Below are 17,108 nucleotides of genomic sequence, written 5' to 3'. Positions count from 1 at the left end.
ATCCAAAGAGATTCTTTTGGAGATAAAGTAAATGCACGGAAAAAAAATTGCGATTGTTGGTGCGGGCGTTGCGGGCTTGGCCATGTCGATTTTGGCGACGCAACACGGGTATAGTGTCGAGATTTTCGAAAAGAGAGGTCAAATCTCTGAACTTGGTGCTGGTGTCACGTTATGGCCCAATGCCATGTTTGTATTAAATAAAATGGGCTTAACTCAGCAAATTCGGCAACGAGGTAACCTGCCTAGATTTGTCCAACAGCTAAATCAGCAAGGCCATACCCTAGCACAACTAGATATTGCTCAACTCAATCAAAGTTGTGGGTATGACAGTGTTTCTATTTTACGCAAAGACCTGATGAAAATCTTGTATCAGTGTGTACAAAAACTAGATATCCCTTGTCACTTTAATACCCAAATAGATGACGCAGATATATCGCTACTCGCTAATAAGTTTGATCTCATTATTGGTGCCGATGGGAGGATGAATTCAAGTATCCGTGCGGCCTTGTTTGGCGATAAGTTCTCCCCTTCTTTTCGAGGCTTTATTAATGTGATTGGCATAAGCCCACGCCCGCAATGTCTGCATGCTAGCACCATTAAAGAATATCGAACATCAGGCTTGCGTTTTGGTATTGTTCCAGTGAACGATGACTTGTGCTATTGGGCTGCAGCTTGGGGGTGTACACTTGATAACACTCGCTCCACTGAAGCTTACCTTGCTGATGCCCAGCGTCACTTCAAACTTTGGCCATCGGCCATAACAACCGTTTTGCGCACGTATAATAAGGGCTCAGTAAAAAGAATATTTGTTCATGACCTCGATCCGCTCCCATACTGGCATCGGGATAAATTAGTACTCATCGGTGACGCCGCGCACGCATCGCTTCCTACTTCTGGGCAAGGGGCCTGTCAAGCGCTAGAAGACGCCTGGCACCTTACTCAGCAACTCAAATCTCACACCGAGATTCAACACGCACTGAGTACTTTTTATGACGCTAGAATCGAAAAGACCACAACGGCACAGCATATTGGTAGGCAGCTGGCCGAGCAATTTTTTTCAAATCAACCACAGCAGCCAGTTAAGATGAACGCAACACAATTAAGTGCACTTTGGATGCAAGGGTTAGAAAATAGCTAAGGAATGCCATGCCTAAATTAAGCGCTATATAGGGTATGGCGCTTGTATCAAAGCAGTCTGGTAATAAATTAGCACTGAGTAAGAACTGTCAAGGCAGTACGACTAAAGCTTCATAAAAACCAGAGATTCAACAATGTGATTAAATTCTCAATTAAATTTGTGTCTGTGCCGTGTTTGTTCAACTAACTTAGTAAATTACCAAGAGTTTACTCAAAGCAGCCTTGATAAATTGGCATTTTAATCGCAACGAAAAGATGAAATGTCATGCCATCACTATCTCACAAACTTAAAGAGTTATTAAAAAGTAACGAAATTACCGCGTATATCATTGTTGCCAATGGAGGTGGTACGGGAAATGAAGCCTCTGCTGCAAGGCTTGGGCGTTATTTAAACCAAGAATTAAGCATGCAGGTCAAATTTCTTACATTTGACCCTTCACAGGATAAATTTGGACGCAGGACAGATTTATCCAAAGAATGTAATGAAGACAGTATTGCCAAGCTTAAAAAACTGAATGTACCTATTGAACAAATAGTCGATACTGAAGAAAAATTAGCGACTAAACAACGCTTTTTTGTATTTTGTGCCGCCGATATAAAGCGTGACAATTGCAGGGAAATGGGGTTGGCAATAAAATCCATTAATGCTCACAACAACAAGCAGTTAAATGACGAACTATTTCTTGGTTCAGTAAACCTGAACCCGTTCGCATGGCATAGTGATCAGCGAGGTATCTTCGACAGCTTGGGTAAAGAAATTGAACGTTTAAAACCATTGCCCCTGTTAGCAGACTACTTAGCACCTAGTTCAACACTAAACCCTCTACAAAGTCAGAGAGAAGGCCTAAGCTCCGGTAACAAGCATAAGCTAGTTGACTTATTACAACCATCTCTGCTTAATTGCCAACTCATGACAACTTATGGTCTACATGCGTTATTTGAAAGCGACCCTTGTGATTATAGGTGGGTCGCAAGAGCATTTACCGGGCTGGTAAAAGGTCTTCACCAATATGTATCAAATCAAAAGAAATCAGTGGTGCTATTGGCCTTACACCCCAAAAATACCAGCGATTTTACTATTCTACGCCAACACTGTGAGGAAGATATCATTTGGTACAATGGTACTGAGAACAGTGCAAGAAGCGTTGAAGGGTGCAGTAAGATTCACTTATTAAGCTCTACTGCCACTCACCTCAATGAAGTTGTCAATGACATAGCAAAATTGAGGGTTAAGCAAGTTATCGTTATCCAGAAACACGAAAGTGACATTGTTCCACCTGACAGTTTTAAAGAGCTGTTACGAGCAGCTACCGTGCCAACATTGACTGAAGGAGCTAATACAGTTGGGCAGCTTATTCAAATGCAAAAACCCTTTTGGACATTAGCTGAGGCAGAGAAACAGCTACCCCTTGTTAGTGAAGAGCTGCAATCGTTAGAGCATTGGCAATCTTTGCTAACGGCTGTTTTCAACCTGCCAGCACTTAGTCGAGATAAACTTTATTTAGTCGAAAAGTTGAAAAAGGCGACAAAAGAAATTGAGCAGGCAGCAATAAATGCACGTAAAATCTCAAAGGAATTTCGTCATGAAATGATGGTAGCGGATATACAAGAAGAAAACCTAAACAAGATTGCTAACCATACTGAAAATTCCATTGATAATAAAGCTGTAGACGAATATCTCAGCTATATTGGTGACTTACACTTCATTTTTGATAAAGAATGTAAAAACCAAGTTTTGCTGGCTTTGACAGCTTGGTATGCGAAGAAGCATGGCATAACCCCCTCAATACACCGTGATACTGGGAAAACTGGTGACCCGGCGCTTGATGCAATCGTCGATATATTAAGTGATGCACATATTACTGATTTAGGCACAATTAAAGCCGTTCAGAATGCTTATCAGGAAAACAAACCGTATACATCTAAAAAAGTGATGTATAACCAACTAAGTAGCCTTACTTTTGGTCATATCTCGACGCGATTACTGAACGAGCTAGTCGACTATCTATATGAGAATTTCCACTAATTTTTGTTGCCATACTTGTTGTTGCACTACTAAAAACAAGATTACTTTTCTGAATGTTTGGTAATGAAATCAGTCGATTTAGAGCTTATAACTCAATTAGAAAAAACTATAAAACAACATCCTATGAATTTTAGCTAGGCAATTGTGAACAATAATTTGTAGTGTTTATCTAGTAAATAAAAAAGCCCCAGCAAGTGCTGGGGCTTATAGATGATTGTAGGATTATCCAATCTAAAAACAGTTTAGGAGCAGGAGCGTGCCTGTCCTAAACTTATCCATGTTTTATTAAAAGCTCTTTTTTTTACAAGCCAAAAAGTAAGTAACAGACGTTACCAAAAACCAAGATATTGTTTGCCCCACGCCTGAAGAGTAGGTTAGTAAGGAAAGCAAAACTACTACAGAGAATACTGCTGGTTTAATTGAAATGTAACCTTTCCTTCCAAAAAAGAAAATTAAAGCATTAAATAAAATGAGACACAGAATTAGAATTGAAAAATAACTATCACTGGCTTCATTTAAGAAACTTTCATTTTCAAGCAGCTCTTCTTCCATCTTTTTCAACAACTTATTTTCTTGCTCCGTAGAATATCCCTTTTCCATGATACTTTCATAAGTATCATGATATGAGTTTCCAGAATTAATGTGCTCAACAGTGAATTCATTTACATAATTAACGTATAAGCCCATTACGAAAAACAAAATCGCACATTTTAAAATAGACCATAAATCAAAAATCTTACTAATCTGTACCACGACCTAGTACCCCTCTATCAAGTCCGGAACAAGAAATGAGACAACCTCGAACATCAACTATGGAAGCACCTGTCACTTTACCTGTAAACCTCCAATATGGTTGTCCAACAGGCTTTTGTTCATAAATTTCAATCGGCGTTGATTCGTAAGCTAAGTCTTCCCCTAATTCAACTCTATACAGACCTTCAGTTTCATAGTCTTGAACAAGCTCATACATACCAAAATGCTGTTTTAACAAATCGATATTAAAGAAAAGCGAGGCCATTGGGTTTTTTATTAGTTTATCTACTATATTACCTGCCGCACCGATCCCTTCCCAAGTAGGTTTTCCAAAAGGCCTTTCCTCCACTACATTTCTACCATCTTTCATCACTCTTCGGGTTGCTTTTCTGGAACCCTTTTCTAAAAAGGTCCTTCCTTCACCATTGACCAAATGCATCATAGCAGCAGTTTTTGCACCATTGGCAAACTTGCCTCCAGTCAATACACTCGCAGTACCACCTATTATCGCTGCCACAGTTGTCCTACCTGCAACTGCCTCCCAGTCCCGGTTATTCATGTCAAACCCAGCATTGCCCATAGCCATCTTGGTAAATCCTGCCGAGACAAAGCCATGACCAAATTTACCGCCAGAGGCAACGGATGAAATACCGCCAACTAACGCATGGGAACCCGCCCATTGTAGCTGTTGACCAATGTCTAAGTCAGCAAAAGTTAAGTTCGATTCAGGACTAATCCCAAACTCAGCTTTAAAGTGCTCGCCAACTTGCTGAAAAGCGGCTGCGGTTAATCCGGCTATTGCGCCAGCTTTGAATGCCTGTGAGGAGGACCCTCCCATTGCTCGGGTAAACTCATAGCTCCAAACAGCGGCCCCTATAGGTCCCCCAATGTAGGTCGCTACCGCAGAACCAACCATATTAACAAGCTCAGCTCCAAATATCTTAGTCGCACCTTTAATCAAAGCACGTGTTATATGCTTAAACGGGTTTAATGATATATAACCGCTAGGATCAATGCGACTTAACGGATTATTGAGCACATAGCTGTAAGCATTGAAACTTTGAATATTATTTGGCGCTTGTACCACAGGATCAGCCTGCATAAATCGCCCTGTACTTGAGTCGTATATCCGTCCATTCATATGAATGATACGGTTATCATCAGACAGAGATACTGATTCATGACCGGTATACCCGCGCAGGTTTCTTGGCAGGGATGTAAATAAACCACTGGGATCTTGATTTAAATAGGTTTTTTGCCAGTTGTCTATTTCCTCTTTTTTGACGACCGACTTTTTACCCCATACATCATATTCAAAGCGTTCGATCAGATTTAAATTATTGTCTGTGACAACAATAATGGAACCCTGATGATCCGTGAACAACCAGTTAGTATAGCTGGTATCTGTGCCATAGTATTTTTGTAGCGCATCATTGCCGATATAACGTTTGATATGAGCTTGCTCATTGTCAGTATCGGTCACTGTAAGCTCTAATGCTCCCACATAATAAATGGTTTGTGTGCCGTCTGTGCGTTTATATCTGTAGTTATTAACATCATACGCAAAGTGTACAGTTTCACCATTACCAGTAAGCGTAACCGCTTTGTTACGCCCTGAATATACGGCACTTCGATATGCTGACGATGCACCATTTTTATACATCGCAATTTCGTTGCCATTGGCATCGTACTCAAATCGCTCAGCTGATGGCGTCGGCAAAGTGGAAGTAACGCACTCATTTGCAACATTGTTGTAAGTACTCGCAGAGCGAGAGCTCAGGGCATGTCTTGGAGTCCCCTCTTCACCGTATTCGTTAGTCCACTGATGATTAACGACCAGTAAATCCTCGGTTAAGCCATCGCATTGGTGCTGCTTTACAAAGTAGTAGTCACTTTTCGTTTTTAACGCGCCATCTGCTTCATAATCAAATAACCTAACGTTGTTTACATGGGTTATTCGATTGAGGCTATCATATGCATAATTACGTGTTTGCATTAGATTTTGTGAGCGGCTCAATAGGTTGCCCAGCGCATCAAATGAATACACATCATTTTGAATATGTGCATTTCCTTCAGTCTTTATAGACGACACCATACCATTGTGATCATAACCGACCACCATTTGCTGAGTGCCTTTGTAGTACTTAGTCACTTGGCCCATTTCATTGACCGCATCGACTAAGAAATAAGACTGCTTGTTGGCAATATTACGCGCTTCTAATACTTGGTAAACGTGGCCAGCACGGTAGCGCTGCATTGTGCCTCGGGCTTCAATGTAGTCACCGTTCTCTTTACGTCTATAGTCGTCAAACTGGTATGCTACACGACCGTATTCGTCAAAGCTGGTTTGCCTGATAACACACTGACTTGTCAGCGGATCGTGCATTGACGCTGGGCTATCCGACGTTAATCTCAAATCACCCACTTTAGGGTCAAAAATGACATTATCTTCACACACAAGATCAGACTCGACCGAGGTCAATGTAGCCACATTACGGCCCAAGATATCGTAGTAATAAAACTCCTTCCAGCCAGCTCCTTGTTGTACAGAAATCAAGCGATGCAGATCATCTGATGACGTTCCGTAGTGCCAAACGCTCTTTCCTTCAATTTTAAGGTGATCGCCTGCCCCACCTTCAGTCCATGACTCGACTTTTCGACCAAAGCTGTCGTATCTCAGCTGAGTTGTAACACCTCGTGCATCGGTTTGCGAAATCAAGTCACCAAAGCCATTGTATTTATAGCTCCAATCTCCTCGATTTACGTCCTCGACAAGCTCCTTTCTACCCAGCGCATCATAATGCGTTTTAATCAAAGGCGTACCAGTATCAGATTCAGCTGAAGAATATACCTCAGTTTGCAAGCCAGTCGCGTTATATACATAGGTAAGTGTATTTCCTATATTGTCTTCAACGGATACTGTTTCACCCAACCCATTTGTGTAGGTAATGGTGGTTTGACTCGCATCTAACCCTGACTTGCCCTCTCCAGATACGGTTGCAGTGTGCTTCAAGCTCTCATATTCATGGGTCGTCGATAAACCAGAAGTTGTATCTTCGGTACTCAATACTCGATCAAACACATCATAGTTGGTCTTTATGCGGCCCAATTTACCGGGCTCATTAACTTCAACAACTCGACCATATTTATCGTAAAAAGTCAGTGCCTCTATCCAAGCATTTTCCTTATCAAGCTCACTCACTGTGCGAGTACGGGTTTTGTATAACCTACCCAATCTGTCAAAAAATTCGTATTTGATTTTTTCGCCATTGACAACTGACACTGACTGATAAGCACAATATGTCTGTGAAGAATCAGTACACGCCTGAGTATACGAATACTTATGCGCACCTGTTGCCGAATAGCTTCCTATTTCTTGGCCAAATGGGTCGTAAATTAAACCAGATAAGGCACCGTCAATACTGCGCAATGTTAAAGGTTGACCGAATCGGTTACGAGATTCCACTTTCGAACCTTCAATGACTTTATTGCCGCCATCTGCCAGTTGTTTTGTGTAGTCGACATATCGGCCATTATCATAGACGGTTTCTGTGCTGCGAATTAGCTCATTACCGCTTTCACAATCTGTGGTCTTAGCGTCCGTTTTTGTGATATTCCCCCATACGTCGTATTGATATGATTTAGTTAGCTTTAGATCGCAACCAAGGTCTGCACCAACAATCTCATCTTTTAACATGTAGGCAAAATCACTACCTGCGGGGTAATAGGTAAACTCACTTTTCGATGTCGAATACTCTGTATTGCTTAGCGTATGTGTAACACTTGCTGACGCAAGGCGCCCTAAACGTTTTGCAATCGGGTCGCTTGGGTATTCGTTCACCGTTTTTACCACTTTAAGGGGCGAAGCATTACTCGTACCGTCAATAAACGATGTAGCATCAGTAAGCGTATAGTTGGATACTGACAGGGTATCCACATTGCCATATTTATCCTGATCTATGATCGTTTGAGTACAGTTGTATTTACTTGCCTCTAGAGCAGAATTAAACAGCCCTTGGCATTCTCTTACTTCTTTTTGGTATACCAGCTCGACGCCAACGTCAATGGAATCAATGTCATTGGAATCAATGTCATACTCATTAATCGCAACACTTACTAGCGTATTGTCCATCCACTGATGAGTTGAGTGTGGCATGCCTGTAAGTGGGAATGCTTGATGGTAACGGGTCGTTGTTTTAAAGGTTTTGCCACCCTTCTCATGGGCTGTTGAAACCGCTTGAAAACCCAGCATGCCTCGTCCACCAAACTGCGCTTTAGCGCCTTGGTACTGGTACTCTATGCTGGTTGTTGCGTTGAGTTCACTTGCCAATGCCGGGCTATCAGATGTCACCTTACTTACAAGCGGCATTGCCCCCATCAACTCAGACACCTTTAAGTTTTGATTAGCAAATAAATTAGTATCTTGGTCTGTCGGCGCCTGCGCCTCAAGATAAATTTGCGAGAACAAACCGCTTGCACTGGTATCATTTAGTAAACGATATTCAATTTGAGTTTTATTTTGCCCTTTTTCATTGCCACCTTGATATATGGTCGAAAGCGCGCCTTCATGGGCTTTGTTAACGGAATTGAAGTACACCCTTACGGCACCTTTAGACCTGTAAACCAAATTCAATTTAGCGTCACCTTCAACATCAGCTAAAAAGGCGCTCTCTCCTCGGTCTATACTAAAAGTGCTGACAGTCAGTGCATTTGAGCCTTGATCACTAAAATGAAGTCCATCAGGTTGCCACTCATATTTACGCCATATACGCGACTTTTCATTCCAGAAATATAGCTCTGCCCGCCCATCGCGATCGACATCAGAGATCATAGGTGGAATTTTGTCCGATACTGAATCACTGTCGCTTTGCTCAGTTGAAAACTTAGCAACTTCATCAAAGTAGGATTTACGTCCACTGCGATTGAGCAACACATGCCAACTGATTTCATCTAGGCTTGCATGTTTACGCATGTAAATAATGTCAATTAACCCGTCACTGTTAATATCAGCAGGAGTTAAAAATTGAATGTACTGCGCGTTGAGTGTCTGACCTTGATTTGAAATACCACTGCTATCGAACCGTGCTAATGTTCTCTCGCCATTTGCAGCACTCGCAACGCCTTGGTTGTAATGTACCATGATCCTGTTTGCGTGGGCTTCTTCACAATCACCAAAGGTTGGGCACATTAACGCGACAATATCAGCCAAGCCATCAAAGTTCATGTCTAGCAACTGCCAGTCAGTACCTTTTTGCGTGAAACGTCCCCATTTACTCTCTGACTCAGTATCTAGTTCAAAGCCCTTTGTGAAGCTTTGTAAGTTGTGATCCCAGAAGCTGGCGTGAAGGTTTTTACCTTCTTCATGAGTTTTATATACTAAGTCGGCATAACCATCGCCATCTAAGTCCGCCATTTTAATTTCGAACATTGGCGCAGCAGGGTCATGCAGCGGTAGATCTGTCGCTTCACTAAAACGGCCATTTACAAATTCAAACTGCCTCCAGTAGTGCGCTTTTGGCGATAGAGACTTTTTAGAAATATAGTTAACCCAAATAGCCTGTTTACCATCGCCATCAACATCCACTGCTAATATTGAAACATGGTCATCTTCACCCAGACGGTAGTCTGTTTCATACGCGGTCATGTCTAAGTTGCCATCAGGACCAAGGTAGTCTTCTGGGTTTAGTTCGATGCCCCGTTTGATATCTATACAATCGACCTCTTGCGTATCACTCGTAGACGCACAAAGTCGATACTCCCTTGAGCTCTTATTATGTAACTTTTCAAGTGTGATTATTTCAGTAGAGCCATCCCCTTGAAGATCAGCAAGTGTCATTGCCGCCAAGCCGTGACCCGTGCTCGACACATCGCCATAATATTCTTGGAAAGGTAACTGAGTTTCAATCGGATTATAATCAAACCTGATTGGCTGTTTACAAACTTCATTGCCGCTTTGTGCCTCAATACAATGCGCAACTTCTCTAAGCTGTCTAATGCCATTTGCCGCTTCGTCAAATACAAAGTCGTAACGGCCCAGTGGGACATTATTGTGATTAGTTATTGAGATACCATTAATTTGTGCATCGTCAAATACTTCTGAGTATTCAGTCACTGATACCGAACGGGATTTCAGTGCTTTAGACAGCGCAAACTTTACAGTATTACCGCTATAGTTGATCTCCTCTAAAGCAGGCTGAGACTGCCTTGCGTCACTAAATACGTGCTTATAGGTATAGGTGATCGCATTGTCTTCGCGTCCAATATTGTCGGTCACCTTGCGCAATAACCAAGTCGTGATTTGAGCGGTGTCGCTCATATCCGTGATCTCAACACGGCTATTCACTGTGTCACCAAACACTTTTACCGAGCCATCTTTCCCTAGCACCTCAAAGTAGTCACCATCTTGGCCTTGCCTGCGCAGCACTCTGATATGGCTATCGATTTCAGTTTTATATACAGCAATATATTGGCCGTCGTAACCCTGATCTTGCTCGTCAATCTCAATCAAACGTTGGCCATTTAAGCAATAGCGGTCATTTTCATCGAAATTAATATGTCTAAATTGACCGTCTTGAGCAACCGTTTGTCGACATCGTTCAATGCTCCCTGCTGCGTTGACACTCCAACCAAGCGCCAAGGCACTTTCAGGGCTTTGTGAGTGATAAGATAAGCTTACACTTGGTGTAACACCTGCAATTCCGCTCGGAAGTGAAATTGGAATATTATAACTTGCGGCCCCCCCTTCTGTGACTCTAAAGCTGCCAAGCGTTGCCCCTTGTGCTGCATTATCTTCTAACAATGACGAGCTCAGCGAAGGCTTGCTGGCTGCAACTACACCTAAATTCACACCGATAGGCCCATCAGCTGACGTGTCTTCTAAATCTAAGTTAACCTCTTGCGAGAAATTAGCCGAACACGCTCTAACTTGCACGACTTTACCTTCAATTGCTGGAATTGTTAAGCAAGCTTTAGCTCTAAACCAGTGTATACCTTCGCCAAATTGGTTGCGATATGTGGTCAAGTAACGCTCAGCGTTTTGGTTCGCGTCAATGACAGCTAGCTCATGATATGGAGATGTACCTGTGCGGTATTCTAGATAATAGCTATCTACTCTGACATCAGAAGAGGCAGAAAGTATCGTATCGCCTTTATCACTCACTAATGTTAAATCAGGAGCCATCAGCATATCTGAGCTATCCGATGCCAAAGTGCCCGCGTTGATCTCTACCCAGTCGCTGATCCCATCGTTATCACTGTCCACGTCATAGCTACAATTATTTCCTACCAAACAGAAGTCGTAGTAGTAGTACAGTATGTTATACGCGGCATCTGTATATTGACTGCGACTGCTATTTAATAGCGCAATAGCAACATCGGCATGGGTTGTGCCAGCCTCAAGTTCACTTACCCACTGTGCTTGAGTTTTGCCAGCAAGGGATGATGAACCATCTAGGTATTTAAATAATTGTTCGACAAATTCAGCATATTTATCAGGTTCAGTTAATAGATTTTCATTAGCATTAATTAATGCATTGACCACTTCGTTAAAAGGATGGCCATGCGCTAGCAAATACGTCAAAAAGCTAATTTCTGCCTTTGAAGGATTTTTTTGCAATAGGACAAAGATTGCCTTGGCAACGTCGGCGACCCCTGCATTATCTTGACTTGGTTGCCATTTTGTCGGCTCCCAACTAGCAAGTTCATCTTGGTAGTTGCCAGCGAGAAGCGTATCAATTTCGTGCCATTTAAATGCATTTGCGCCCATCATACGGTCGCTAATGTCATGCACTTCACCATCGCCTGTTTCAATTCGGACCAAGGATGGGACTAAGTCGAGGTCTTGAGAAGTGCTTGAACCACATAATTCAGCACTCACTTGCTGCCCCTGACCATCAACACACTTTGGAGCAAAAACTTGAGGTTGTTTCGTGATACCGCCACTGTGTGGGAAGCTGTAGTGCCATTGCACATCGCCATTGTCTGGGTTGACTGAATAAAGCGCACCACCTAGCGTTCCAAGGTATAAGTTGTTTTGTTGATCTAACTGCGCTTGGGCTTCTGCCACACCAGCAGTTTTAAAAAACCACTTAAGTACCATGTTATTTTGGCTAAAGACATGCTCTACTTTATAAAAGTTTTCGTTTTGTGCACCAAAATAAACTGCATCTCGTCCGTCCTGACTCTCAACCAGAGGCTTAGACTTCACAGCAAAATCTCTTGCAAACGGTGTGGTCGCAATCAATCCATTATTGTGCTTGGACATATCGACAAAGAATGATTTAAGGCCTGTTTCACCACCGATATAAAGATAACCATTATTACTATAGGTATAAGGTCTATCTAGATTTACGGCAGTTGAGCTACCAGAGTCATCCACCGTGATACTGCTATAAACAGGTTGTCCATCACGTTTCACCCCATTATTGACTGTGACAATCACACCGCCTTGGTTCAGCGCATCATAGAACTTACTATCAACTTGCGCTGTGAGTTTTCCATTCGCTAATGTTAAGGCACTTGCGTTTAAAAATAGCGTTTCGCCTGTTTTTCTAACTCTGATTTCTGCGGCCGATTGAGAGCCATGTAATCCAAACCCACTGATTGTCATGGTGCTTTTCGCCGCCTGAGTCGGTTTCGAAAAAGACACATCCGTGATGCTAGGTGGTATATGCTCAATAGTTAATTGATGCCCACCTGTACAGCGAACATTTCCATTGTCACACGACACTATTTCATAAGTGCGAAGCCCTATATCGAGGTTCCTGATACCAAAAGAAAGTGAGCGAATGCCACTAATATGAGTAGTCACCATACTGCTTGACTTATCGCTCGCAAGACCAGGCCAAGATAGCACTTTATAAGAAGTTGTATTGCCATCATTTTGGTTGACCCAATTGAGTGTAAAGTCACCGCCGACCTGTGCTTCAGTGTTGGTAAAGGACGTTGGCATAGGTTGAATAGTGTGTTTTATGCCAGCTTTAGTTGCTACCCCCCATTGACCATAGTTTGAACTGCGTCGACCTCTGACTTTAACTTCCAAAGTTTGATTCTGATGATGCGCCTGAGTCCGTATATCAAAATAGTACTGAAGTTTATCCCGTACACTGACCCATCTAGGTACAGTCTGAATATACTCGTTGCCAATTTTAACTAAGACTTCTAATGCGTGGGCATGATTAAAGTCTGTAATTGTCGCAGAATAGAGTCCCTCTTCAGGGTTTGAAATCACAACATTCGGTGTGCTTGGTATGGCATGATAGAGAACTTCAAATCCCCAACTCGTTACAGAAGCTTCGTTCCCTGCTTTATCTTTGGCAACGACTGTAAGCGGGATTGTATCAGCAAAATCCGCTCGCTCTGGCGTCCAAGCAATATTGAAATTGATGGCTCTTTGTTTAGTCCCTTGTGCTGAGGAAATCACACTACCATTGTAAAAGTGTTGCGGCAACGTAGGAGATATCGTGTATGAAGCAGGATTTACTACCTTATTGCCAATTCTCAGCTCAAGACTATCTACTCTGTAAGATGCCTTACCTGAAGCAGGCGTTGTAACCTGCACAGGAATTCTGAACGTCCCCCCATCGGTGATCCTTAGAGTCCCTGAACTTTCGATCTTTACACCAAGGACACTTTGAAACAGAACGTTTCTTATCGAGGCATTCGATTGACCTTGTTTGTTTTTAACATATAAGGAATATAAAGCTCGCCCAGACTCCGATTGGGTGTCTTCAAAGCCACAATAAAAGTTCGTTTGGCGAGGTGAATTAACTTCACAAGTGTGAACTTTATTTAGCTCTCCACACCCGTTTCGCGGATCAATTTGACCTCCAACAGTATCGGCAAATTTACAGAAGTACAATTCTTCTACACCGACAAAGTCAATGACATGTGCTCTTATTGATACAGGGCTATTTGTCGTCGCTAAAGTTGGCGACGCAGTAAAACTCTTAATTAAAGGCTCTTTAACAACATAAATTGTTCTCGAAGCAACATCACTTGCTCCTGCACCATCAGTTGCTGTTAACTGCACAGAAGTGGTTTTTTGTATATCCAGTTTGATGCTACATTTCACTTCTTTTTTACCAGAACAACTCGAACTAAACTCCGTTAAGTTCTTACTGACATCACCCACTTTAAGCTTCAGTGAACTTAATTGGAGAGACGCAATATTATCTGCATCGGTCACATGCACTTTAAGGGTAACCGTGTCACCAGAAGGAATATGTGTCTTATCAGCACTGAGCTCTTTAATCACAGGTGGAGAGTTCAAGCTAGGATAGGTGACAACAATATCTGAACTGCGACCCGAATTAGAAAATTTATCCGAGGCGGTTGCATGCCAGGTAACCTTGCACTCTGTGGCACACTCCTCAATTGCGGCATTAGTATCAGTGTAACTACATGACAACGAACCTGAACTCGAAGTTGTACAGCTCTTTACCAACGTGTTATTGCGATAGATATTGAAGTGTTCAATATCCTTGCCACTGTCGTCCACCTTGAAAGTAACAGTGACAGGGTCTCGCGTAGCCAAATCTCCTGCACGCGGGCTCACATCGGCTTGAGTAAAGTCTGGCGTTGTTTTGGCTACGACCTTAACCGTTCTGTCAATATCAAGAGCGCCACCAATCACATGAGTTGTGCCATCAACTGGATCATGGTCTTCAGACATCGCACCATAAGTTGCGGTAATACTGTACGTGCCCTTGTCTAACCCACGGACGCGCACACACTGAACATCGTCTCCATGCTTTGTCCATTCATCATATTGAGTATAATTGTTAATCTGATTAACTTTTACTCCAATAAATCCATCATAGTATTCTGTGTCGCGACCACTATAGTCCCAAGGACCAATAACTTCTTCAATTAAATAAGAGTCGCCTTCTTGTATAACTGTTGCATTGGCATTAGACCCACACTCGGACGCCGAAGCTAAGTGGGTATAACTACTTGCGACCAATAAAGCAGTCGCTTTTAAGGCCTTTTTAAATAAACTCATCATAAATCTGCGCTCCATGCTTCATCTAGTTTTTGCACCTGCGCTGCCTTTGACTCACTGGCAGCTGATTGAGTACTAAAACGAAACATTTGCTGTGCACGCTCAACTATCGAATTGCCTTGCGATTCAACTGGCACGGGTAAACCCACCAACCTATCGCCATCAATAAGGGTGAATTGCAGCTTTCCTTCACTTGCTGTATTTGGCGCGCCAATTAACAATTGCGGCGTATTCAAAATTGGGTTTGCCGGATGAAAAGGTAAGGTAAATTGGCGAGAAGTTGTGCTTTTAGAAAGCTGAGATAACACTTCGATTTTGCCATCTCGATAAAAAACGTAAATACCGCGCATAACTTGGCTATCAATAGGTGTGATCCCATTTTTCTGTAACCAGCTTAAATTTGATTGGGGCAAAAAGTCGGGGTCGATTACGATTGGACTGGCATATACTTCCCCGTATTTGATAGAAGTACAGTTATGTGTTGGTAGCTGTTGTAGTTTTACGCTGCAAATTTGGCTGCGCCCGCCAAAAATATTGACCGAATAGTACAACTCTCGATTATGCAGTGTTGGCGGGTTATTAATTATACCATTTAACGTGCGCTCCCAAATTAACTGCCACTGTTCACTACCAGCAGCCTCTTTTTTATATCGGTAGTGTAATAACTTTCCGTCATGCGTACCAAAATATATATCTTCGTTATCAGTCAAAACCGTTTTATGGTTTATATCATAAGGAAGTTCATATAAAGGTTGGGTATACGCTGTTTTATGTCCGTCATGACGAATTAAACCGTGCTCTAAAGCCACGTTTACTTTAAGCGTTTTTTTCTCTCCTGAAAAACCCGATGCCGTGATATAAAAAGTACTAGACCGTTGAGGTCTGATCGTAATTCGTCCACTTACAGGGTTCAAAGGCGAGAATGTATAACCTTCACTACTTCTAATTTCAACCGTCGCAGCCCCCATAACTGACCATCTCAATAATGTACTTTCACCTTTTTTTAAAGTGGATTTATCAGTATAAAAAGCGTTGATTTTTAATTCATCACTCACTTTATTATTGTTCAATTGCCATTCAGAGCAACCGTACTTATGGCAAGAGCGTATACGATACTCTCTACTAGAATCGACCTTAAAGCTCGCACTGGTCCCAACAACCTTATTAGAAACTAGACGCCACTCTCCGTTTATATAGGCTTCAACTTGATAGTAATCGGCGGTACTTTCGGAACTCCAAGCAACAAAGTCGTGAGTGCTTGTATTTTTAACGCTGAAATAAACAGGTTTTGAGGGGTAAACATCAATTGGTAATATCAATGTAATACCATCTAAACCGATAGGTACATATGCTTGTTCAAACTCTTGAGAAAAGCTTTTGAATGGCATATGGAATAAGAAAAAAATCAAAGGAAAGTGTATCAACCTTTTCAAATTTAAAATCCCTATAAAATAAAACCTACTCGCTCATTAAATAAGCAGCAGGAAAGTTAAAATGGCGCAAATAATAACACCCCCCATTAGAAACAAAAGAAAAGCCAATAAAATAATGTAAAAATTTATTAAAAAACAAATCGGGTTACACAACATAAATAATGATTTAATAAAAAATTAAAATAAAAAACATTTTAAGAATAATAAAAGAAAAATCAACACTGATTATAAAACCGGCACGAAAAAGGTCTTTTTATGCTGAAAGTTGAATTTGAATACATTTAAATTAATTACTAAACTTTGCATAAAAATCACATAAAAAGCACATAAGAACAGCAACTTTAACAGCTATAAAAGTCATTTAGATGGCTACTCTTCGCCCTATACTGCTAGTTTATTAAATAGGAAAAAGGAATTAGAAAAATTCTTTCAGTAAAAATTAAAAAACCAGAAATTATAAATCTAGGTCTTACTTTTCAAATATAGAAGACTTTCAGACAGTACGATTCTAACCCCAGAAATTAGTGACCAAAGCTTTTTTATAAAATGCACGTACAAAGAAAAAAGGATGACACCACACAATACCACGGCCGACTATAGCTAGTAAAAAATATTAATAATGGTCATGCAAAGTTAGTAGTAATGGACTATATAACAACCCATAAACAAGCCTTAAAAATCAACAAAATAGAAAAAACAACGCTTTGCACATTGACGTTTTTTTGTACCGCTCTAGTTAGAGGTTACATCTTTAAAT

The 17,108-nt window shown here is 41.5% G+C and carries 5 protein-coding genes; 2 read left to right on the top strand and 3 right to left on the bottom strand.

Annotated features, from left to right (window positions below; genetic code table 11):
- Nucleotides 1-31 precede the first annotated feature (31 nt).
- Nucleotides 32-1,138 carry an FAD-dependent monooxygenase gene (locus tag MHN81_RS08885; RefSeq protein WP_239425560.1) on the top strand — a complete coding sequence of 369 codons (1,107 nt, stop codon included), beginning with the start codon at nucleotides 32-34 and terminating at the stop codon, nucleotides 1,136-1,138.
- Between the two features lie 264 nt (nucleotides 1,139-1,402).
- Nucleotides 1,403-3,163, top strand: coding sequence for a hypothetical protein (locus MHN81_RS08880; protein WP_239425559.1), 1,761 nt, complete (start codon nucleotides 1,403-1,405; stop codon nucleotides 3,161-3,163).
- A gap of 285 nt (nucleotides 3,164-3,448) precedes the next feature.
- Here MHN81_RS08880 and MHN81_RS08875 read toward each other — a convergent pair whose 3' ends face one another.
- The 3 genes from MHN81_RS08875 to MHN81_RS08865 form a co-directional block, all read right to left on the bottom strand.
- Nucleotides 3,449-3,763, bottom strand: a complete 315-nt coding sequence (locus MHN81_RS08875) for a hypothetical protein (RefSeq protein ID WP_239425558.1) — start codon at nucleotides 3,761-3,763, stop codon at nucleotides 3,449-3,451.
- 139 nt (nucleotides 3,764-3,902) lie between these two features.
- A complete protein-coding gene (locus MHN81_RS08870; protein WP_239425557.1) occupies nucleotides 3,903-14,921 on the bottom strand; it encodes a SpvB/TcaC N-terminal domain-containing protein in 11,019 nt (3,672 codons plus the stop codon).
- Entirely contained in the window at nucleotides 14,918-16,351 is a 1,434-nt protein-coding gene (locus MHN81_RS08865) for a hypothetical protein (RefSeq protein ID WP_239425556.1), read from the bottom strand. Before MHN81_RS08865 ends, MHN81_RS08870 begins: the two co-directional genes overlap by 4 nt.
- Nucleotides 16,352-17,108: the final 757 nt, after the last annotated feature.

This window comes from Pseudoalteromonas sp. Of7M-16 (genome assembly GCF_022347805.1).
In the GTDB taxonomy this organism is placed as follows: Bacteria; Pseudomonadota; Gammaproteobacteria; order Enterobacterales; family Alteromonadaceae; genus Pseudoalteromonas; species Pseudoalteromonas luteoviolacea_F.
The sequence above is the reverse complement of the archived record's forward strand: the minus strand, read 5'-3'. Positions and strand labels throughout refer to the sequence as shown.

Excerpts from the sequence above, each read along its gene's own strand:
- MHN81_RS08885 (WP_239425560.1), top strand. The coding sequence starts at position 32 with ATGCACGGAAAAAAAATTGCGATTGTTGGTGCGGGCGTTGCGGGCTTG.
- MHN81_RS08880 (WP_239425559.1), top strand. The coding sequence starts at position 1,403 with ATGCCATCACTATCTCACAAACTTAAAGAGTTATTAAAAAGTAACGAA.
- MHN81_RS08875 (WP_239425558.1), bottom strand. The coding sequence starts at position 3,763 with ATGGAAAAGGGATATTCTACGGAGCAAGAAAATAAGTTGTTGAAAAAG.
- MHN81_RS08870 (WP_239425557.1), bottom strand. The coding sequence starts at position 14,921 with ATGATGAGTTTATTTAAAAAGGCCTTAAAAGCGACTGCTTTATTGGTC.